18 protein-coding genes are annotated in these 19731 nt (G+C 71.9%); 7 read left to right on the top strand and 11 right to left on the bottom strand.

The features are described from left to right. Window positions 1-51: 51 nt before the first annotated feature. From ACH495_RS05020 to ACH495_RS05030, 3 genes are all read right to left on the bottom strand, one after another. Window positions 52-1785 (bottom strand): ABC transporter ATP-binding protein, encoded by a 1734-nt coding sequence (locus ACH495_RS05020; protein WP_396856416.1) that lies wholly within the window; start codon window positions 1783-1785, stop codon window positions 52-54. Continuing rightward, the gene (locus tag ACH495_RS05025) at window positions 1779-2300 is read right to left on the bottom strand and encodes a MarR family winged helix-turn-helix transcriptional regulator (RefSeq protein ID WP_396856532.1); all 522 of its coding nucleotides are present in this window, start codon (window positions 2298-2300) and stop codon (window positions 1779-1781) included. Before ACH495_RS05025 ends, ACH495_RS05020 begins: the two co-directional genes overlap by 7 nt. A 62-nt stretch (window positions 2301-2362) precedes the next feature. Then, on the bottom strand, window positions 2363-2899 hold the full coding sequence (locus tag ACH495_RS05030) for a MarR family winged helix-turn-helix transcriptional regulator (protein ID WP_396856417.1): 537 nt from the start codon (window positions 2897-2899) through the stop codon (window positions 2363-2365). 57 nt (window positions 2900-2956) lie between these two features. On the opposite strand from ACH495_RS05030, the gene ACH495_RS05035 reads away from it, so the two are divergent. Further along, window positions 2957-4567: an MFS transporter gene (locus ACH495_RS05035; protein ID WP_396856418.1), complete on the top strand. Its 1611-nt coding sequence runs from the start codon at window positions 2957-2959 to the stop codon at window positions 4565-4567. Between the two features lie 59 nt (window positions 4568-4626). On the opposite strand, the gene ACH495_RS05040 is transcribed toward ACH495_RS05035, so the two are convergent. Together ACH495_RS05040 and ACH495_RS05045 are read right to left on the bottom strand one after the other, a co-directional pair. Next, window positions 4627-6066, bottom strand: a complete 1440-nt coding sequence (locus ACH495_RS05040) for a GuaB1 family IMP dehydrogenase-related protein (RefSeq protein ID WP_396856419.1) — start codon at window positions 6064-6066, stop codon at window positions 4627-4629. Window positions 6067-6185: 119 nt separating this feature from the next. Continuing rightward, entirely contained in the window at window positions 6186-7940 is a 1755-nt protein-coding gene (locus ACH495_RS05045) for an acetyl/propionyl/methylcrotonyl-CoA carboxylase subunit alpha (RefSeq protein WP_396856420.1), read from the bottom strand. Between the two features lie 133 nt (window positions 7941-8073). Between ACH495_RS05045 and ACH495_RS05050 the strand changes: the two genes are divergently transcribed. From ACH495_RS05050 to ACH495_RS05065, 4 genes are all read left to right on the top strand, one after another. Beyond that, entirely contained in the window at window positions 8074-8667 is a 594-nt protein-coding gene (locus ACH495_RS05050; protein WP_396856533.1) for a PadR family transcriptional regulator, read from the top strand. Between the two features lie 94 nt (window positions 8668-8761). Then, window positions 8762-9721: an ATP-binding cassette domain-containing protein gene (locus tag ACH495_RS05055; RefSeq protein WP_396856421.1), complete on the top strand. Its 960-nt coding sequence runs from the start codon at window positions 8762-8764 to the stop codon at window positions 9719-9721. 17 nt (window positions 9722-9738) lie between these two features. Beyond that, window positions 9739-10494 carry an ABC transporter permease gene (locus ACH495_RS05060; RefSeq protein ID WP_396856422.1) on the top strand — a complete coding sequence of 252 codons (756 nt, stop codon included), beginning with the start codon at window positions 9739-9741 and terminating at the stop codon, window positions 10492-10494. A 115-nt stretch (window positions 10495-10609) separates the two neighbouring features. Then, window positions 10610-11821, top strand: a complete 1212-nt coding sequence (locus tag ACH495_RS05065; protein WP_396856423.1) for an MFS transporter — start codon at window positions 10610-10612, stop codon at window positions 11819-11821. Between the two features lie 64 nt (window positions 11822-11885). Here ACH495_RS05065 and ACH495_RS05070 read toward each other — a convergent pair whose 3' ends face one another. The 5 genes from ACH495_RS05070 to ACH495_RS05090 all read right to left on the bottom strand — a co-directional run bounded on the left by ACH495_RS05070 (window position 11886) and on the right by ACH495_RS05090 (window position 16464). Next, on the bottom strand, window positions 11886-12539 hold the full coding sequence (locus tag ACH495_RS05070; RefSeq protein WP_396856424.1) for an O-methyltransferase: 654 nt from the start codon (window positions 12537-12539) through the stop codon (window positions 11886-11888). A 9-nt stretch (window positions 12540-12548) separates the two neighbouring features. Beyond that, window positions 12549-13205 carry a Maf family protein gene (locus ACH495_RS05075; protein WP_396856425.1) on the bottom strand — a complete coding sequence of 219 codons (657 nt, stop codon included), beginning with the start codon at window positions 13203-13205 and terminating at the stop codon, window positions 12549-12551. A gap of 10 nt (window positions 13206-13215) precedes the next feature. Next, entirely contained in the window at window positions 13216-14310 is a 1095-nt protein-coding gene (locus tag ACH495_RS05080; protein ID WP_396856426.1) for a S8 family serine peptidase, read from the bottom strand. 1387 nt (window positions 14311-15697) lie between these two features. Further along, a complete protein-coding gene (locus ACH495_RS05085) occupies window positions 15698-16150 on the bottom strand; it encodes a hypothetical protein (RefSeq protein WP_396856427.1) in 453 nt (150 codons plus the stop codon). Between the two features lie 101 nt (window positions 16151-16251). Next, window positions 16252-16464, bottom strand: coding sequence for an acyl-CoA carboxylase subunit epsilon (locus tag ACH495_RS05090; protein ID WP_396856428.1), 213 nt, complete (start codon window positions 16462-16464; stop codon window positions 16252-16254). Window positions 16465-16555: 91 nt separating this feature from the next. Between ACH495_RS05090 and ACH495_RS05095 the strand changes: the two genes are divergently transcribed. Further along, window positions 16556-18562, top strand: coding sequence for a protein kinase (locus ACH495_RS05095; RefSeq protein WP_396856429.1), 2007 nt, complete (start codon window positions 16556-16558; stop codon window positions 18560-18562). Between the two features lie 88 nt (window positions 18563-18650). Beyond that, window positions 18651-18866 (top strand): hypothetical protein, encoded by a 216-nt coding sequence (locus tag ACH495_RS05100; RefSeq protein ID WP_396856430.1) that lies wholly within the window; start codon window positions 18651-18653, stop codon window positions 18864-18866. Between the two features lie 71 nt (window positions 18867-18937). Here ACH495_RS05100 and ACH495_RS05105 read toward each other — a convergent pair whose 3' ends face one another. Continuing rightward, window positions 18938-19690: a GH25 family lysozyme gene (locus ACH495_RS05105; protein ID WP_396856431.1), complete on the bottom strand. Its 753-nt coding sequence runs from the start codon at window positions 19688-19690 to the stop codon at window positions 18938-18940. Window positions 19691-19731: the final 41 nt, after the last annotated feature.

The raw sequence follows: 19731 nt of genomic DNA on the forward strand, positions 1-19731 counted from the left end.
CGTGCTGGCCGGGCATGCCCTCACGGCCCTCGCTCCGCTCGGTGCGTTCGCTCATGCCGCCACCCCCGCGGTTTGCTGCGACGCCACGATCTCGGCGTACGTCGGGCAGTTCTCCAGCAGTTCGTCGTGTCGTCCCATGCCGACGACACCCCCGTCCTCGAGCACGATGATCTGGTCGGCGTCCACGATCGTGGAGACCCGCTGGGCCACGATCACCACCGCCGCGTCCGCGGTGACCGGCTTGAGCGCGGCCCGTAGCCGGGCGTCCGTGCCGAGGTCGAGCGCGGAGAAGGAGTCGTCGAAGAGGTAGATCTCCGGCTTGCGTACCAGCGCGCGGGCGATCGCCAGGCGTTGCCGCTGGCCGCCGGAGACGTTCGTGCCGCCCTGCGCGATCGGCGCGTCCAGCCCGCCCGGCATCTCGGCGACGAAGTCGCGCGCCTGGGCGATCTCCAGCGCCGTCCACAGGTCGGCGTCGGTGGCCTCCGGGTTGCCGTAGCGCAGGTTGCTCGCCACCGTGCCGCTGAACAGGTACGGCCGCTGCGGCACCAGCCCGATCCGACGCCACAGCTCGTCCGGGGCCAGTTCGCGCACGTCCACGCCGTCGACCAGAACCGCACCGGCGGTGGGGTCGACCAGCCGGGGGATCAGCGTCAGCAGGGTGGTCTTGCCGGCGCCGGTGGACCCGATGATCGCCGTGGTGCGGCCCGGCCGGGCCCGGAACGTGATGTCGTGCAGCACCGGCGCAGTGGCGCCCGGGTACTGGAAGCCGGCGCCGCGCAGTTCCAGCTCACCGCGGCCGGAGACCTCGGTCACCGGGTCGGGTGACGGCACCACCGACGAGTCGGTGTCCAGCACCTCCTGGATGCGTTCCGCGCACACCGCGGCGCGGGGCACCATCATCAGCATGAAGGTGGCCATCATGACCGCCATCAGGATCTGCATCAGGTAGGCCAGGAACGCGGTCAGCGCGCCGATCTGGATCTCACCGGAGTCGACCCGGGACGCGCCGAACCAGAGCACCGCGACGCTGGAGACGTTGAGCACCAGCATCACGATCGGGAAGATCAGCGCCTGGAGCCGGCCGATCCGCAGCGCGGTCGCGGTCAGTTCGGTGTTGGCCACCCGGAAGCGGTCGGTCTCGTACGGCTCGCGGACGAAGGCCCGAACCACCCGGATGCCGGTGATCTGCTCGCGCAGCACCCGGTTGACGGTGTCGATCCGGGTCTGCATGAGCCGGAAGCCGGGCACCATCCGACGGATGATCAGGCCCAGCGCGACGGCCAGCACCGGCACGCAGACCAGCATCAGCCAGGAGAGCCCGACGTCCTCGCGCAGCGCCATCACCACGCCGCCGATGCTCATGATCGGTGCGGCCACCAGCATGGTGCAGCTCAGCAGCACCAGCATCTGCACCTGCTGGACGTCGTTGGTGTTGCGGGTGATCAGCGACGGCGCGCCGAACCGGGCGACCTCGCGGGCGGAGAAGCGGTTGACGTGGCCGAAGATGGCGCCCCGGACGTCCCGCCCGAAGCCCATCGCGGTGCGGGCGCCGAGGTATACGGCGGCGATCGAGCAGGCGATCTGAAGCAGGCTGACCACCAGCATCCACCCGCCGGTACGCAGGATCTGGTCGGTGTCGCCGCGGGCGACGCCCCGGTCGATGATGTCGGCGTTCAGGCTGGGCAGGTAGAGCGAGGCCATCGTGCCGACGAACTGGAACGCCACCACGGCGGCCAGTAGTCGTCGGTAGGGGCGCAGGTGGGTTTGGAGCAGGCGGATCAGCACGGATGTCTCCCCGTTGGCGACTCGGTGTCGGACTCGCTGTCCCGGTTCAACCGACGGAGGTCCCCGTCGGACATGCCGGTGATGATTTCGGTCAGGAATTCGCGTATGATCGCGCGCTTGGCCGGGTCGGCGTCGACCGACGTCAGCGGGCGGTCGCTCTGGATCATGTCGATGATGGTGCGGGCGTGCTCGTGCCCCTTGTCGGTGAGCGTGAGCCGGACGGTGCGCCGGTCCTCGGGGCCGCGCCGCCGGCTGACGAAGCCGTCCCGCTCCAGCGTGTCCACGATGCCGGTGAGCGTCGCCGGTCGGACGAAGCACAGCTCGGCCATCTCCCGATGGGTGGCCTCGCCGGAGCGCAGCAGGATCATCAGCACGCGCATGCCGGCGGAGGTGAGGCCGTGGTGCTCGGCCAGGTAGCGCCCCCAGTGCTGCTCGACGACGTGGCCGGCGATGGAGACGAGCCGGCCGAGCGGCGCGTGCTGCAACGCGTCGGGGAAGCGGACGAGCGGTCCCATGTTCACGGCCGTCAGATTAGCGCCCGAATCATCAGGGCCCAAACTAATTACTGAGAATCACCTCAGCCGCGATCGGCGTCACCGCGCCGGGTCGTCGGCGGCTCGTCCGGCGCGGTGGCCACGTAGTCGCGCATCACGTCCGCGACCTCGCGCAGGAACGCGGCGGTGGCCTCGGCCTGCTCCGGGGTGAGCCGGGCGACCGCCCGGTCCACGCCGACCAGCATCGGGCGCAGCGCCTCCAGCACCTCGCCGACCGCGTGTTCGGTCACCTGGAGGCTCAGCCGTCGGCGGTCGTGCGGGTGCGGGGCGCGGGCGATGTGGCCGGCCCGCACCAGCCGGTCGACGAGCGTGGTGGCGGACGCGGACCGGATGCCGAGCCGGTTGCCCAGCTCGACCGGGCCCAGCGGCTCGGGGCTGGAGATCAGGTGGTCGATGGCGGCGGCGTCGGTCGCGCCGATGCCGAGGCGGCGGGCCAGCGCGGCCCGGGTGTCCCCGGCGACCCGCAGCATCTCGCGCAGGGCGCGGGCCGCTTCACTGCGCGGCGGCGGGCCGGTGGGCCCGGCCGGCCCGGTCTCCCCGGTTGACGGCACCCCCTCCATGGGTTAAAGGTAGCATCTCAGGTAGCTAGAAAATCTAGCTAAAAGGGGAGGGGTGTCATGCGCACCGACGGGCGCGGACGCTGGTTCGGACTGCTCGCCATCAGCCTCGGCGTGGCGATGATCATCGTGGACGCCACCATCGTGAACGTCGCGGTGCCGCAGATCATCCGGGACCTGGACATCACCTCCACCGACGCGCAGTGGGTCCAGGAGGCGTACACCCTGGTCTTCGCGTCGTTGCTGCTGGTCGCCGGCCGCTTCGCCGACCGGTCCGGACGGCGGCGGATGTTCGTCACCGGGGTGAGCGTCTTCGTGGTGGCCAGCGTGCTGGCCGCGTTCGCCGGCTCCGGCGAGGCGCTGATCGGCGCCCGGGTGCTCCAGGGCATCGGCGGCGCGATGATGCTGCCCACCTCGCTCTCCCTGCTCAACGCGAACTTCACCGGCCGGGAACGGGGCATCGCGTTCGCGGTCTGGGGCTCCACCATCGGTGGCGCGGCGGCGCTCGGGCCGCTGCTCGGCGGCTGGCTCACCACCACCTACTCCTGGCGGTGGGCGTTCGGCATCAACGTCCCGGTCAGTCTCGCCGTGATCGTGGGCACCCTGCTGCTGGTCGCCGAGTCCCGCGACGACCGCGCCGAACGCGGCGTCGACCTGCTCGGCGCACTGCTCTCCGTGGTCGGCATGACCGGTGTGGTGTTCGCGCTCATCGAGGGCCGCACCTACGGCTGGTGGGAGCGGGAACGGCCGTTCAGCCTGTTCGGCCTGGACTGGACCGCCTCGATCTCGCCGGTGCCGGTGGCGGCGCTGGCCGGACTGGCCGCGCTCGGCGTCTTCCTGGCCCAGCAGATCCGCCGCAACCGGGCCGGCCGGCCCGCGCTGCTCGACCTGTCGCTGTTCGGCATCGGCTCGTTCCGGAACGGCATCCTGGCCGCCGCGATCGTCAGCCTGGGCGAGTTCGGCCTGCTCTTCGCGCTGCCGCTGTGGTTCCAGAACGTGCTCGGCTACAGCGCCTTCCGCACCGGCCTGGCGTTGCTGCCGCTCGCCGTCGGCAGCTTCCTCGCCAGCGGCATCGGCGCGCCGCTCACCCAGCGCTGGGGCGCGGCCCGGGTGGTGCAGCTCGGCGTCGCCGCCGAACTGGTCGGCGTCGCCGGACTCGGCTTCGTGGTCGCGCCGGACACCCGCTGGTGGGCCCCGGTGGCGTTCCTGTTCGTCTACGGCGTCGGCGTCGGCCTGGCCACCGCGCAACTCACCGGCGTCTCGCTGGCCGAGGTGCCGGTCCGGCGCAGCGGGCAGGGTTCCGGCCTGCAGAGCACCGCCCGGCAGGTCGGCTCGGCGCTCGGCATCGCGGTGCTCGGCACCGTGCTCTTCGCCGGCCTCGGCGGGCTGCTCGGCGACCGGCTGGCCGACCAGCCCGGCCTCGACCCGGCCGGCCGGGACCAGGTGGTGACCGCCGTCAAGGAGAGCGCCGGCGCGGCGATCAGCGGGCTGGCGGCGGATCCGCGTACCGCGCCGGTCGCCGAGGAGGCGAAGGCGGCGTTCTCCGACGCCACCCGCTACGCGGCCTTCACCGCGGCCGGGTTCCTGCTGGTCGGCCTGCTCGCCTGCCTGCGCCTGCCGCGCGTACGAGCCGACGCGCCCCCCGCCGCCGCCGAACCCGCCCGGGTGTAAGGAGGGGCCCCCGCTTAACGCATTCCGCATAGGCGGGGGCCCCGCTTAACACCTGACGCTCACCAGCTCGTCGGCAGCGGCATGCCCTCGGTGTAGCCGGCGGTGCTCTGCACGCCGACCAACGCCCGCTCGTGGAACTCGTCCAGGCTGCGCGCGCCCGCGTAGGTGAACGCGCTGCGCACCCCGGAGACGATCTCGTCGATCAGGTCCTCCACGCCGGGTCGGGTCGGGTCGAGGTACATCCGGGCCGAGGAGATGCCCTCCTCGAAGATCGCCTTCCGGGCCCGGTCGAACGTGCTGTCCTCGGCGGTCCGGGCGCTCACCGCCCGGGACGAGGCCATGCCGAAGCTCTCCTTGTAGCGCCGGCCGTCGGCGTCGGTGTAGAGGTCGCCCGGGGACTCGTAGGTGCCGGCGAACCAGGAACCGATCATCACGTTCGAGGCCCCGGCGGCCAGCGCCAGCGCCACGTCCCGCGGGTGGCGGACGCCACCGTCGGCCCAGACGTGCCGGCCCAGCGAGCGGGCCGCCGCCGCGCAGTCGAGCACCGCGGAGAACTGGGGTCGGCCCACCCCGGTCATCATCCGGGTGGTGCACATCGCGCCCGGCCCGACGCCGACCTTCACGATGTCGGCGCCGGCCTCGACGAGGTCGCGTACCCCGTCGGCGGTGACCACGTTGCCGGCCGCGACCGGGACGCCCGGGTCGAGCTTGCGGACCGCCCGCAGCGCCTGCATCATCCGCTCCTGATGGCCGTGCGCGGTGTCCACGACCAGGGTGTCCACCCCGGCCTCCAGCAGCGCGGCGGCCTTGCCGGTGACGTCGCCGTTGATGCCCACCGCCGCCGCGACGCGCAGCTTGCCCCGGTCGTCGACCGCCGGCGTGTAGAGCGTCGCGCGCAGCGCGCCCGCGCGGGTCAGCACGCCGACCAGGCGGCCGTCGGCGTCCACCACCGGGGCGAGCCGCCGCCGGCCCGCGGAGAGCCGCTCGAATCCGGTACGCGGGTCCGCGTCCGCCGGCACGGTGTGCAGCTCGGTCGACATCACGTGCCGGAGCTGGGCGAAGCGGTCCACCCCCACGGTGTCCGCCTCGGTCACCACGCCGACCGGCCGGCCCTCGGTGTCGACCACGATCACCGCGCCGTGCGAGCGCTTCGGCAGCAGGTGGATGGCGTCGCCGACGGTGTCGGTCGGCCCGAGCGTGATCGCCGTGTCGTGCACCAGGTGCCGCTGCTTGACCCAGCCGACCACGTTGGCGACGACCTCGATCGGGATGTCCTGCGGAATCACCGCGACCGCGCCACGCCGGGCGACCGTCTCGGCCATCCGCCGGCCGGCGACCGCGGTCATGTTCGACACCACCAGCGGGACGGTGGTGCCGGTGCCGTCGCCGGAGGACAGGTCGACGTCGAGCCGGGAGCCCACCTCCGAACGGTTGGGCGCCATGAAGACGTCGTTGTAGGTCAGGTCGTGCGCGGGGACCGCGCCATGAAGGAACCGCACCCGGCCATCATTCCTGCTCCGGAGGTTCCCCGCCCCCGCCGGTGGCCGAGACCACCCGTCGCGCGAGGTGTTAACAAGGGGCCCCGCCTCTACCGGAGGCGTTAAGCGGGGGCCCCGCCTTACCCCTCGATGGTGCAGATGGGGGCGCCGGCGGTGATCACCGCGCCCACCTCGGCCGCCAAGCCGCTCACCGTGCCGGCCTTGTGCGCGTGCAGCGGCTGCTCCATCTTCATCGCCTCCAGCACCACGACCAGGTCACCCTCGGCGACCGTGTCGCCGTCGGCCACGGCGATCTTCACGATGGTGCCCTGCATCGGGGAGGCGAGCGTGTCCCCGCTGACCGCGGCGCCCGCCTTGCCCCCGCCACCCCGGCGGGCCGGCTTGCGGGCGGCGGGCGCGGCGGTCGGCGTACCCGCGCCGAGGCCGGCGGGGAGGACGACCTCCAGCCGCTTGCCGCCCACCTCGACCACGACGGTCTCGCGCTCGGCCGGGCCCTCGGCGGCGCCGGCGGTGGCCGTGAACGCCGGGACGGTGTTGTCCCAGCCGGTCTCGATCCACCGGGTGTGCACGGTGAACGGTTCGGCGGTGAACGCCGGGTCGCGGACCACCAGACGGTGGAACGGCAGCGCGGTGGCCATGCCGTCGACCACCATCTCGTCCAGCGCGCGGCGGGCCCGTTCCAGCGCCTCGGTACGCGTCTCGCCGACGATGATCACCTTGGCCAGCAGCGAGTCGAAGTTGCCGCCGATCACGTCGCCGGCCGAGATGCCGGTGTCCACCCGGACGCCGGGGCCGCTGGGCAGCCGCAGCGCGGTGACGGTGCCCGGCGCGGGCAGGAAGTTGCGGCCCGGGTCCTCGCCGTTGATGCGGAACTCGATGGCGTGCCCGCGCGGCGTCGGGTCCTCGGTGAGGCGCAGCTTCTCGCCGTCGGCGATGCGGAACTGCTCGCGCACCAGGTCGATGCCGGCGGTCTCCTCGGTCACCGGGTGCTCGACCTGGAGCCGGGTGTTGACCTCCAGGAAGGAGATGGTGCCGTCCGCGCCGACCAGGTATTCCACCGTGCCGGCACCGTGGTAGCCGGCCTCCCGGCAGATCGCCTTGGCGCTGTCGTGGATCTGGGCGCGCTGGGCGTCGGTGAGGAACGGCGCGGGCGCCTCCTCGACCAGCTTCTGGTGGCGGCGCTGGAGCGAGCAGTCGCGGGTGCCGACGACGATCACGTTGCCGTGCTGGTCGGCCAGCACCTGGGCCTCGACGTGGCGGGGCTGGTCCAGGTAGCGCTCGACGAAGCACTCGCCCCGGCCGAACGCGGCGACCGCCTCGCGGGTGGCCGACTCGAACAGGTGCGGGATCTCCTCCAGCGTGCGGGCCACCTTGAGGCCCCGGCCGCCGCCGCCGAACGCCGCCTTGATCGCGACCGGCAGCCCGTGCTCGGTGGCGAACGCGGTCACCTCGTCGGCGCCGGCCACCGGGTCGGGCGTGCCGGGCACCAGCGGCGCGCCGGCGCGCTGCGCGATGTGCCGGGCGGTCACCTTGTCGCCCAGGTCGCGGATCGCCTGCGGGGTGGGGCCGATCCAGGTCAACCCGGCGTCGATGACGGCCTGGGCGAAGTCGGCGTTCTCGGAGAGGAAGCCGTAGCCGGGGTGCACCGCGTCCGCGCCGGCCCGGGCGGCCACGTCGATCAGCTTGTCGATGCGCAGGTAGCTGTCGGCGGCGGTGTCGCCACCGAGGGCGTACGCCTCGTCGGCGAGCGTGGCGTGCAGGGCGTCCCGGTCGGAGTCCGCGTAGACGGCCACGCTGCCCAGCCCGGCGTCTCGGCAGGCGCGGATGACGCGGACGGCGATCTCGCCGCGGTTGGCGATGAGAACCTTGCGCACCTTGGGGGCTCCTCCCGGGAGGTCGATGCCGGGAGTGTATCGGCCGGGCTGCTGGCCCTAACGATCGCTCAGTGTGGGATGCCGCACTGTAGTCAAACTTGGTTATTACGCTTGTCGGGTGTCGGCGACGCGGATGATGATTCTGGGCCTGGTCAGGTGGATGCAGCCGGTGCACGGCTACGACGTGCGCCGCGAGTTGCTGAGTTGGAGTGCGGACAAATGGGCCAACGTGCAGCCCGGGTCGATCTACCATGCGCTGCGCAAGCTCACCGACGAAGGGCTGCTCCGGACCGTCTCGGTGGAGCAGGTGGGCGCCCGCCCGGCCCGCACCACGTACGAGGTGACGCCGAAGGGCGACGACGAGTTCGAGACGCTGCTGCGAGCCCAGTGGTGGCAGCTCCACGAGTCGCCGGACCCGTTCGCGGTGGCGTTCTCGTTCCTGCCGGCGATGCCGCGCGAGGAGGCGGCGGCGGCGCTGCGCAACCGGGCCAACCTGCTGCGCGCCGGCGTGGAGTCGATGCGCGCCTCGCTGGACTCCGACTGGGTACGGGCCCGCAAGCCGGTGCACGTCGGCTGGATGTTCGAGCTGTGGCTGGCCCGGACGGAGGCGGAGATGGCCTGGTGCGAGCGGATCGCGGAGCGGATCGAGTCCGGGGTGTCGTACCTGCCCGCCGGGATGGAACGGGCGGAGGGCTGGTCCGGCTGGACGGACGGCGAAACGAAATAATCAAAGTTGACCAAAGAAGTTATATCGCGTTAGCCTCGACGCGAACCGCTGACCGGTGGCCGGGCGCCCCCGGCCCGGACGACCAGGAGCAGAAATGATCGAGACCAGGGGGCTGCGGAAGTCGTTCCGCTCCCGCGCGGGTCGCGAGACGAAGACCGTGGACGCGGTCCGCGGCGTCAACCTCGACGTCGCCGAGGGGGAGATCTTCGGCTTCCTCGGGCCCAACGGCGCCGGTAAGACCACCACGCTGCGGATGCTCGCCACCCTCATCGAGCCGGACGGCGGCCAGGCCACCATCGCCGGCGCCGACCTGCGCAAGGACCCGGCCGGCGTGCGCCGCCGGATCGGCTACGTGCCGCAGGGCGGCAGCACCTGGGACGAGTCCAGCGCCCGCGAGGAGCTGGTGCTCCAGGCCCGCCTCTACGGCATCGGCAAGGCCGACGCGCACCGGCGGGCCGCCCGCGCGCTGGACGCGTTCCAGCTCAGCGACTACGCCGACCGCAAGTGCAAGACCTACTCCGGCGGCCAGCGCCGACGCGTCGAGATCGCGCTCGGCATCATCCACGAACCGAAGATCGTCTTCCTGGACGAGCCGACCACCGGCCTCGACCCGCAGAGCCGCGCCCACATGTGGGACGAGATCCGCCGGCTGCGCACCGAGGGAATGACCGTCTTCATCACCACGCACTACCTGGACGAGGCCGACGCGCTCTGCGACCGGATCGCGATCATGGACCACGGCGAGATCGTCGCGGAGGGCACCCCGGCCGAGCTGAAGCGCGAGATCTCCGGCGAGGTGGTGATCGTCGGCCTGGACGCCGCCACCACCCCGCACGCCGCCGAGCTGCTCGACACCGAGGCGTACGTGACCAAGCTGGAGACCGTCGACGAGGGCGGCCTGCGCCTCTACGTCGACGAGGGCGCCGTCGCCATCCCGCAGGTGCTGCGCCGCCTCGACCACGCCGGGCTGGAGCTGCGCTCGATCGAGCTGCACCGGCCCAGCCTCGACGACGTCTTCCTCACCAAGACCGGCCGCTCGCTGCGCGAGTCCTGAACCCCGGAGAAGCTGTCATGAAACTCGCCCGCGACACCTGGCTGATCTTCCAACGCCAGGCGCAGCTACTGCTGCGCAATCCCGTCTGGCTCTTCGTCGGCGTCTTCCAGCCGGTGATGTACCTGCTGCTCTTCGCCCCCCTGCTCAAGCCGGCCCTGAACGCGCCCACCCAGGCCGAGGCGTACAAGATCTTCGTGCCCGGTCTGCTGGTCCTGCTGGCCATCTTCGGCGGCCTGTTCCAGGGCTTCGGCCTGATCGCCGAACTGCGCGCCGGGGTGATCGAACGCTCCCGGGTCACCCCGGTCAGCCGGCTCGCCCTGCTGCTCGGCCGCTCCCTGCGCGACGTGGTCTCGCTGATCGCGCAGGCCGTCATCATCACCCTGCTGGCGGTCCTGTTCGACCTGCGGGTCTTCATCGGTTACCTGCTCCTGGCGTACCTGATGCTCGCCCTCATCGCGCTGATGACCTCGGCCGTCTCCTACGGCGTCGCCCTCAAGGTCAAGAGCGAGGACGCGCTCGCCCCGCTGATGAACACCGTCGCGCAGCCGGTGCTGCTGCTCTCCGGCATCCTGCTGCCGCTCACCTTCGCCCCCGGCTGGTTGCAGGGCGTGGCCAAGTGGAACCCGTTCTCCTGGGCGGTCGACGGCACCCGCGCGCTGTTCGGCGGCGACCTCGGCAACGACAAGGTCTGGCAGGGGCTCGGCATCATCGCGGTGCTCGCCGTCGCCGGCGTCGTCTGGGCCGCCCGGCAGTTCGCTCGCAGCGTGAGGTGAAAGGCGGGGCCCCCTTTTAACGCATTCGGTAGAGGAAGGGGCCCCGCTTAACACCCACGAGAGCTGCCTCTCATCGGGGGGCGGGGCACCGGCCCGCGGACGTACCGTCGGGCCGGTGCCCCGCCTCACCCGTGACCGGACGACCTGGCTGACCTACGCCCAGCTCGGCCTCTGGGGCTTCTTCCTCTACGGGTTCGGCCCCGTCGTACCGCTGCTCCGCGACGAACAGGGCACCAGCGCCGCGGTGGCCGGCCTGCACAGCACCGGCATCGCGGTCGGCGCGCTGGCCGGCGGCGCGCTCTTCGCCCCGGTCGCCCGCCGCTACGGTCGCGGCCCGGCCGTCTGGCTCGGCCTCGCCGGCGTGGCCGCCGGCGTCACCGCGCTCGGCGTGCTCCGCCCGCTGCCCGCCACCATCGCCGCCGTCGCGGTCGTCGCCACCTTCGGCATGATGGTGATCAGCGGCGTCAACGTGGTGCTCACCGCCCGGCACGGGCCCGCCGCGCCCGCCGCGCTCACCGAGGCCAACGCCGCCTGCGCCGGCATGGGCATCCTGGCGCCGCTGACCATCGGCGCCACCGTCGACGCGGGCCTGGGCTGGCGGCCGGTGATGGCCGTCGAGGTCGGGCTGATCACGCTGGTCGCGCTCGCCGCCCTGACCTTCCGGGTACGCACACCGCAGGCCGCCCCCGCTTCCGCGGCTACCGGGCCCCCCACCGAGGCCCCGCCACCCGGCCCCGGCTCCGGCAGGCGGGCGGCGTCGGGGCGGTTGCCGCGGGCGTACTGGATCGCCTGGGTGTTGATGTCGGTCACCGGCTCGATCGAGGTCTGCCTGTCCCTCTGGACTGCCGACGTGCTGCGGACCCACGCCGGGCTCAGCGCCGGTGGCGCGTCGGCGGCCGTCGCGGCGATCGTCTGCGGCATGTTCGCCGGCCGGCTCGCCGGGGGACGGGCGGCGCTGCGCTGGCCACCGGTGCCGCTGCTGCTCGGCGCGCTCACCGTGTCGCTCGCCGGGTTCACGCTGTTCTGGGCCAGCCCGGTCGGCTGGCTGGCGGTCACCGGCCTGGTCGTGCTCGGCCTGGGCAACGCCCTGCACTACCCGCTGGCGATCTCCATCGCGCTGGCGGTGGCCGGCACCGCCGCGGACCGGGCGGCGGGCTGGTCGTCGTACTCGATGGCGGTGGGTTTCGGGATCGCGCCGGTCGCGCTCGGGCGGGTGGCCGACGGCGTCGGACCGCACCCGGCCTTCCTGATGTTGCCCGGTTTCATCGCGGTGGCCGTGCTGCTGACCGTGCGCCTGGGCCGCGCCCTGCGCCCGGCCCTCCCCTGACCGACCCCACGTCGGCGAGGTGGCGGGGCCCGACGGTCCGGGACGCCGCCACCTCGGCGAGCTCTCAGCGCACCCGGGCGAGGGTGACCCCGTCGGCGATCGGCAGCATGACCGCCTCGACGCGGGCGTCGGCGACGACCTCGTCGTTGAAGGCGGCGATCGCCCGATCGTCCGCGTTGCGCGGGGCGAGCACCCGGCCGGCGCGGAGCGTGTTGTCGACCGCGATCACCGCGCCGGAACGCATCCGGGGCACCAACTCGTCCCAGTAGACCGGATAACCGACCTTGTCCGCGTCGATGAACGCGAAGTCGAGGTACCGCTCCCTGGGCAACTCCCGCAGCGTGTCCGCAGCCGGCCCGATGCGCAGGTCGATCCGGTCCTCGACGCCGGCCCGGGCCCAGTAACGGCGGGCCACCCCGGTGTACTCCGCGGAGATGTCGAAGCAGGTCAACCGGCCACCGTCGGCCAACCCGCGGGCGATCGCCAGCGAGGACAACCCGGTGAAGGTGCCCACCTCCACCGCCTGACGTACGCCCAGCAGCCGGGTCAGGAACGTCAGGAACGCCGCCTGCTCCGGCGCGACCTGCATGTCCGCCTCGGCCGGCAGGGCCGCCCGGGTCTCCTCGGCCAGCTCCCGGACGATGTCGTCGGGGGCGGACCCGTGGGCCACCAGGTACGCGTGCAGTTCCGGGGTCAGCGGCAACGGCTTCGTGGTCATGCCCGGACGTTAGCCGAGATGCTCGACCTCCTGGCCCCCCGGCGCGACCTTCGTCCACAGGTCGACGACGCTCAACCCCAGCTCGCCGAGGAGCCGGCGCAACAGCGGCAGGGACAACCCCACCACCGTGCCCGGGTCGCCCTCGATGCCGGTCAGGAACGCGCCGCCCAACCCGTCGATGGTGAACGCCCCGGCCACCGCCAACGGCTCACCCGTCGCCACGTACGCGGCGATCTCCTCGTCGCTGATGTCGGCGAAGTGCACCGTGGTCGAGGCGACCGCTTCCGCGCGCGCCTCCGGTGCCACGTCGATCACACAGTGCCCGGTGTGCAGCACGCCGCTGCGCCCGCGCATCCGCTGCCACCGCCGGGTCGCGTCGGCCGCGTCCGCCGGCTTGCCGAAGATCTCGCCGTCGAACGCGAGCACCGAATCGCAACCCAGCACCAGCGTGCGCTCGCCCGGGACGGAACGCAGCCGGCCGAGCACGGCCTGCGCCTTCAGGCGGGCCAGCTCGAGACACAGGTCCTCGGCCCGGTCGGTGACCACCTGCGACTCGTCGACACCGCTGACCAGCACGTCGGGCTCGATCCCGGCGGCCTGGAGCAGCTTGCGGCGGGCAGGACTCTGCGAGGCGAGTACGAGGCGCAACGGCACGGAGGTCGACACCCCGCCGACGCTACCGGCTCATCCTCGGCGGCGGGTCGTCGGCACGTCGGCGCCGCCGCCACACCAGATAGCCGCCGCCCACAGCCAGCAGCACACCGAGGGTCGCGAGGCCCCGAGCCGTGCTGCCGCCGTCGCCGGTGTCGGGTCCGGTCGCCGTCGAGGCCGGGGCGGTCACCCCGGTGGATTCGAAACCGAGTGGAGGGACGTCGGCGGTGAGCGCGGCGACCAGGTCGATGACCCCGTAGCCGTACTCGTCGTCCCGGCCGGGTGGTCCCTTGTCGATGGCGGTCGCGGTGAGCCGGTGTGCGACCTCCTGGGCGGGGAGGTGGGGATATTTCGAGCGGATCAGAGCAGCGGCCCCGGCAACGATCGCGGTGGCATCCGATGTGCCGGTGCCAACTCGGTAGCCCCCGTTCAGACCGGTGCTGTAGATGTCGACGGCGGGCGCAACCACGTCGATCTCCGGGCCCGTAACCGACACGGCAGCATGATTCCCTCGCTGGTCGGAGCCACCGACAGCGAGAACGCCTGGTTCGCTCGCTGGATAGCCAACGAGCGGAGACTTGCTTGCGTTGCCTGCTGCAGCCACAACAACGATATCAGCATTAATGGCAGATCTAATCGCTCGCTGCAATTGGGTGTCAGCTCCGCCGGCGGCCGAGATGCTGATCACCTGGGCGTGATGGGAGATCGCAAACTCGATGCCCTTCGCGAGAGCTTCCGAAGTTCCATCCTGATGAGTGGGGGACGCGTAGATTGGCAAGATCTTTGCCTTTGGTGCGATGCCGAGAGCCCCGCGCGCATGGTCCTTGCGGTCTGCGGCAATTAATCCAGCCATCCCAGTTCCATGCCCGTCTTGGTCGCTCAAGCCGTTGCCAGATCCTCCTGGGATGACGTCGGTGCCGGGAACGAGGTTGTCGGACAGGTCGGGGTGTGGAGCGACACCGCTGTCGGGAACGGCAACCAACACGCCTTCGCCCTGGCTTATGGCGTGGGCATTCGCTACTTTCAGGTAAGAAAGATGCCATTGGTGTTGGCTGGATATTGCATTCGCTACTGCAGTGCTTAGATCTTTACTGCCTGCCGATGTAAGAGCGATTGTCATTGTCAGTAGGCAGAACCATATCAACCTCACCGGGAGAATCCGATAGCAGGCCCTGGGTCGATTGGCCCCTCCTCGTCCGGAGCTTGCACTATAGGGTCAACGCCCTCATTAGTCTTCCAAGGATTATCGGGATCCCACGTGGTGGCTGACTCCTGGCTGCGGCGGTGAGCAAGCCGGCTCGATGGACCGAGAGCGTTGGGTCCTGCTGACGCCGGACTACCGCCGAGTGGATGAAGGCCCGAAAGGCTTCCCTGTTGAGGCTGACGGCCAGCGCCTGGCCGAGAACCTGCTCCTCCAGTCGGGGCAGTCCCGGCCGCCCCACCACCGATTACGCCGCCGACGGGATTTACCCGGCGAGGAGAACCGCCAGCAGGCTGCGTCAGACCCGAGTGAGGACTCCCACCGATGAGTCCTCCGAAAGGCGCTGGGCGTGGAGAACTGCCAGGGGAAATCGGGCTCCCGCTGACCCCCCCACGGAATGTCTCACCAGGCTGGATGGGCTGCATCTTTGAGGTAGGCCCGAACGGTCGCGAGGCCGGGGGAAGAATTGAGTTCGGGCTGACCGTTGGTGGCCCGCCTGAGACAGTCGTTGGGGTTGCCGGCATTGTGGGCGGCGGTGTTGGGTTAAGAGCGGTACCTGCACCGCCGAGGATTGGGCCAGCGCCGGGTGTTGGAGCGACTGGCACTGTTCGTGTCGCTGTTCGGGAACCTGTTGGCTTGCTGACAGGCGTGATCGAGACCGGGACGGGAATGATCGGCGGGATCGTTGGCACAGGGCCATCGACTCCTGTGGGTGCCTCGTCCATCTTTGGAACTGGCCTCGGCGGAGGCTGGCGCAGCATGACCTGGGCCTGTTGGAGTTCTCCGCTCAGCCCCGTCATCAACCCACGCGCCCGTACGTTCACCTGCTCCAGGTCGTCGTCAGTCACCGGGGGGCGTTCCGGCAGTCGGCTTCCGGCGACCGCCTTCGGATCGGCGATCGTCGCCTCGTACGCCTGCTTCTGCCGCAGCTTGTTCGCGTACTCGTCGTACAGCGGTTGCAGTTCGGTGCGGGCGCTGCCGATGGCGCGGGCGGCGGCGGCGAGCGCGTCGTAGTTCGCGGCGGCGGCGTCGTGGGTGTGCTGCACCCTATCGATGAGTTGGTCGAGTTCGCCGACGTACGCGCGGGCGGCGGCGTTGGTCTCGGGGGGCCACGCCTCGGCGAGCCCGCGCCGGTATTCCCGCAGCCGGCCGAGGTGGGCCAGCGCCAGGTCGCACACCTTGCGCCAGCCAGCGACCTGCTTCCACTGGCCGGTGGTGTCCTGGTCCTGGAGGCACGCCCACATGCTGAGCACGTCCATCAGTCGCCAGTCGGTGAGCCCGGAGGTGCGTCCGCCGCCCCGTTCGATCACGGCAGGACCACCCGCCCCTGGTCGGGTCCGGTGGGGTCGGCCAGTGGTGGGGTGGGGCGCGCGACGGCGGTGGTGGGGCCGGCGAGCGCCCGTTCGACGTCGCCGACCCGGGCGGAGGAGAAGGCGTCGGAGTCGTCGTAGCGGGCGGCGATCCGTCCGGCGGCCTCGGCGAGCCGGCCGGTGGCGGGTGCCAGGTCCCACACGGCGCTGACCGCTGCCTTCTGTGTCTCGTGGTGGGCCTGGAGGAACTGGACCAGCTCGATGAAGGCGTCGGCCGGGTTGGGCACCGGGGCCTTCATGTCGTCGGCGATGTACGACAGGTGGGGCGAGTAGTTGCGCGTGACCTCGTCCTGCAGCCGGTCGGCGAACTCTCGCATCTGTCGGATGTCGGCCTCGATGCCGCCGTAGTCGCGCAGCCAGCCGGCTGGCCGGTTGTCCTCCGGGATCATCGGACCTCCCTGCCCGTCACCGAACGGTCTCCCAGAGTGAGGTTAATGGCTCCACGCTGATCCCGGCAGCCCCGGTACGGCTCGCGTACGCGGGGAAGGTTTCAGCGGGGAAGGCCGGAGGCGCGCCACGCGCCGGGGCCGGCGACCGGCGTGGCGCCGGCCGGGCGGGCGCTGCGCGTCCAGTGCGACACGGGGGCCGGCGCGGCGGCCGGGACCGGGCGGGTGCGCACCACGATCGCGCCGACCAGGGCGGCCAGTTCCTCGGTGGTGGGCACGCCGCGGACGACCCGGAACATCGGCTCTTCGGCAGACATGACCCAAGGGTACGCGTCGCGAACTCGACCTTCGTCGTAGAGTGGCGTGCCGGCGGTGTGCGCGTCGGACCGGCCGGGTACCGTTTCTGCGATGTCGAACGCGCTTCCCCAACTCGTCGCTGACCGATACCGGCTCATCACGCCGCTCGGTCAGGGCGGCATGGGCCGCGTCTGGAAGGCGCGGGACGAGGTGCTGCACCGCGACGTCGCCATCAAGGAGCTGGTCCCGCCGCCCGGTCTCACCCCCGACGAGCGCCGCGAGATGCGGGAACGCTCGCTGCGCGAGGCGCGCGCGATCGCCCGGCTCAACAACGTCAACGTGGTCCGCATCTTCGACGTGCTGCGCACCGACGGCGACCCGTGGATCGTCATGGAGTACGTCGCGTCGAAGTCGTTGCAGGACACGATCGCCGAGGACGGCCCGGTCTCGGTGGCCAAGGCGGTCGAGATCGGTCTCGGCGTGCTGGGCGCGTTGAAGGCCGCGCACAAGGCCGGCATCATGCACCGCGACGTGAAGCCGGGCAACGTGCTGCTCGGCGAGGACGGGCGGGTGGTGCTCACCGACTTCGGCCTGGCCACGATTCCGGGCGACCCGAACGTGACCCGCACCGGCATGGTGCTGGGCTCACCGGCCTACATCTCCCCGGAGCGGGCGCGGGACGGCACCGCCGGGCCGGAGGCCGACCTGTGGTCGCTGGGCGCCACGCTCTACGCCGCCGTCGAGGGCAAGTCGCCGTACGCCCGCCCGTCGGCGATCGCCACGCTGGCCGCGCTCGCCACCGAGCCGATGCCGCCGCCGCGCAACGCCGGGCCGCTCAAGCCGGTGCTCCAGGGCCTGCTGCGCAAGGATCCGGACGAGCGGATCACCGCCGAGGTGGCGGAACGCATGCTGCGCAAGGTCGGCGGCCGGCGGGTCAAGGGCATCTCGCTGCTGGACGGCGTACGCCGGCCGGGGCCGAACGGTCCGCGGGCGCCGCGCCCGCCGCTGGTGCCCGCGCCGCGCCCGGCCGACGACCAGGTGGAACGCGCGTCCACCTCGGCGTCCGGGGTGGCCGCCGCCGCGAGCGGGGCGGTCGCCGATCCGACCGCGAAGGTGCCGGCGCCCACCTCCGACGCCGGCCCGACCGCGAAGGTGACCCTGCCGGTCGCCGATCCGACCACCAAGCTCGACGCCGATCCGCCGGTCGACGAGACGCGGGTGGACGACGCCGACCCGGCGCTCGACGAGACCCGGCTCGACGGCGAGCCGGTGGCCGCCGCTCCCGCCCCCGCCCCCGCGCCGCGCACGGCGCCGGTCAGTCCGGCTCCGGCCGACACCGCGCCGGTCAGTCCGGCGCCCGGCGGCGCGGTGTCGTCGACCGGCCGGGCGACCGTGCTGCCCGGCGTCAAGGCGGCGCCGAACCGACGCAACCTGCTGCTCGGCGCGCTGGTCCTGGTGCTGCTGGTCGGTCTGGCGGTGGCCGTGCCGCTGCTGAACAACGGCGACGACGACGGTGACGGCGGCGGCCCGACGGCTGGCTCCTCGGTGGCGTCGGCGGGCCCGCCCGCGCCGACGGCCAGCGTTTCGCCGAGTGCCAGCGCCTCGCCGAGCAGTGCGTCGGCCAGCCCGACGCCCTCGGCCAGCGCGTCGCCGTCGGCGTCGGCCTTCACGTTGCCGGCCGGTTGGAAGTACTACACCGGTTCCAACGGCTTCAAGGTGCCGATCCCGAACAACTTCGAGGCGAAGCCGAGCAACAACCAGGTCGTGCTCTACGAGGTCGGCGGCGCCCGCCGCGTCCTGTTCATGCAGTGGACGTCCCGCCCGCAGAAGGACGCGTACGCGGACTGGAAGGACCAGGAGCCGAACCGGCGCAACTACGTCAGCAACTACCAGTACCTCAGCATCACCCGGTGCGACTACTACCGGACCTGCGCCGACTGGGACTGGCTGGAGACGCGCAACGGTGGCACCCGCTTCCACGTGCGTAACCGGGGCGTGGCCACGGCCAGCAACCGGGGGTACGCGCTGCGCTGGGAGGTGCCGGCCAAGGACTGGCAGGCCAACCTGGCCGCGTTCGACGTCATCACCAAGGGTTTCGTGCCGGACCGGCAGAACTGACCAGGCGAATCCCGCGCCCGCGAAACTCGTTCGCATGACTTTCCGTAGTCGGGGGTATGAATACCCCCGACGACGAAGGAGGTGCGACATGGGTTACCGACGCAGGGATACCGGCCCCCGGCTGGCACTGTGGATGCTGGTCGCGCTCGGCGACGCCGTCCTGCTCCTGATCACCGCCGGGCTGTCCGCGCCGGTCGCGGTCCTCGGGGTGCTCACCCTGACCGTCGCCGGGGTGGCGGCGTGGCGCTGGGCCCGCCGGCCCGCCGCGGTGCCCGTGCCGGTCGCCGCGCGCCGCCGGGCCTGAGCTTCGATCAGACGGTACGACGGCAGCGGGACCGCCCCGGTTCGAGGCGATCCCGCTGCTGGACGCGTCCGTCAGGTGTTGTTGGCCAGCGCGATCAGGCGGGTCCGGTCGCCGTTCCAGTAGTTGCGGTCGACGTTGCCGCTGATCCCCGAGACGCTGCCGGTGGCGGTGTACTGCCAGAAGCTCCAGACCGGTGCGCCGGCCGGCAGCGTGCCGGCCGAGCTGGCCCAGCGGGCGAGCCACAGCGGGTGGTTGGCCCACGGGCCGGTCCAGCTTCCGGTGCACTGGTTCCACCAGCTCGTGGTGGTGTAGATGACCGCGTACCGGCCGGTGCGGGAGCGGTAGGTGTTGAGGAAGTCCTGGATCCAGTTGCGCATGCCGGTGGTGCTCAGGCCGTAGCAGTAGCCGCCGCTGTACGGGTTGGCCTCGATGTCCAGCGCGGCGGGCAGCGTCCGGCTGTCGGCGGACCAGGCGCCGCCGTTGCTGGCGAGGTAGCCGGCCTGGGTCGAGCCGGCGGAGAGGTTCGGCCGGGCGAAGTGGTACGCGCCCCGGATCACGCCGGCGTTGTAGGCGTTCACGTAGTTCGTGTTGAAGTTCGGGTCCTTGTAGCTGGTGCCCTCGGTGGCCTTGATGAAGGCGAACTGGATGCCCGCGTTGCGGACGCTGGTCCAGTTGATGGTGCCCTGGTAGCGGGAGACGTCGATGCCGGGCGTGGTCGCGGCGGCGGCCGGTCCGGCGGTCGCCACGAGGGCCGCGGCCGCGGTGGCGGCGACGGCCAGGCCGGCGGCGAGGAGCCGGCGTACGGAGAGTCTGGTACGGGCCATGGTGTGCCTCCAGAGGACGTCAACTGATTGACGACCATCTT

Origin of the sequence: Micromonospora sp. NPDC018662 (genome assembly GCF_044391475.1) — a bacterium.
In the GTDB taxonomy this organism is placed as follows: Bacteria; Actinomycetota; Actinomycetes; order Mycobacteriales; family Micromonosporaceae; genus Micromonospora.

Excerpts from the sequence above, each read along its gene's own strand:
- ACH495_RS05025 (WP_396856532.1), bottom strand. The coding sequence starts at position 2,300 with ATGGGACCGCTCGTCCGCTTCCCCGACGCGTTGCAGCACGCGCCGCTC.
- ACH495_RS05030 (WP_396856417.1), bottom strand. The coding sequence starts at position 2,899 with ATGGAGGGGGTGCCGTCAACCGGGGAGACCGGGCCGGCCGGGCCCACC.
- ACH495_RS05035 (WP_396856418.1), top strand. The coding sequence starts at position 2,957 with ATGCGCACCGACGGGCGCGGACGCTGGTTCGGACTGCTCGCCATCAGC.
- ACH495_RS05050 (WP_396856533.1), top strand. The coding sequence starts at position 8,074 with ATGATGATTCTGGGCCTGGTCAGGTGGATGCAGCCGGTGCACGGCTAC.
- ACH495_RS05055 (WP_396856421.1), top strand. The coding sequence starts at position 8,762 with ATGATCGAGACCAGGGGGCTGCGGAAGTCGTTCCGCTCCCGCGCGGGT.
- ACH495_RS05060 (WP_396856422.1), top strand. The coding sequence starts at position 9,739 with ATGAAACTCGCCCGCGACACCTGGCTGATCTTCCAACGCCAGGCGCAG.
- ACH495_RS05070 (WP_396856424.1), bottom strand. The coding sequence starts at position 12,539 with ATGACCACGAAGCCGTTGCCGCTGACCCCGGAACTGCACGCGTACCTG.
- ACH495_RS05080 (WP_396856426.1), bottom strand. The coding sequence starts at position 14,310 with ATGACAATCGCTCTTACATCGGCAGGCAGTAAAGATCTAAGCACTGCA.
- ACH495_RS05085 (WP_396856427.1), bottom strand. The coding sequence starts at position 16,150 with ATGATCCCGGAGGACAACCGGCCAGCCGGCTGGCTGCGCGACTACGGC.
- ACH495_RS05090 (WP_396856428.1), bottom strand. The coding sequence starts at position 16,464 with ATGTCTGCCGAAGAGCCGATGTTCCGGGTCGTCCGCGGCGTGCCCACC.
- ACH495_RS05095 (WP_396856429.1), top strand. The coding sequence starts at position 16,556 with ATGTCGAACGCGCTTCCCCAACTCGTCGCTGACCGATACCGGCTCATC.
- ACH495_RS05100 (WP_396856430.1), top strand. The coding sequence starts at position 18,651 with ATGGGTTACCGACGCAGGGATACCGGCCCCCGGCTGGCACTGTGGATG.
- ACH495_RS05105 (WP_396856431.1), bottom strand. The coding sequence starts at position 19,690 with ATGGCCCGTACCAGACTCTCCGTACGCCGGCTCCTCGCCGCCGGCCTG.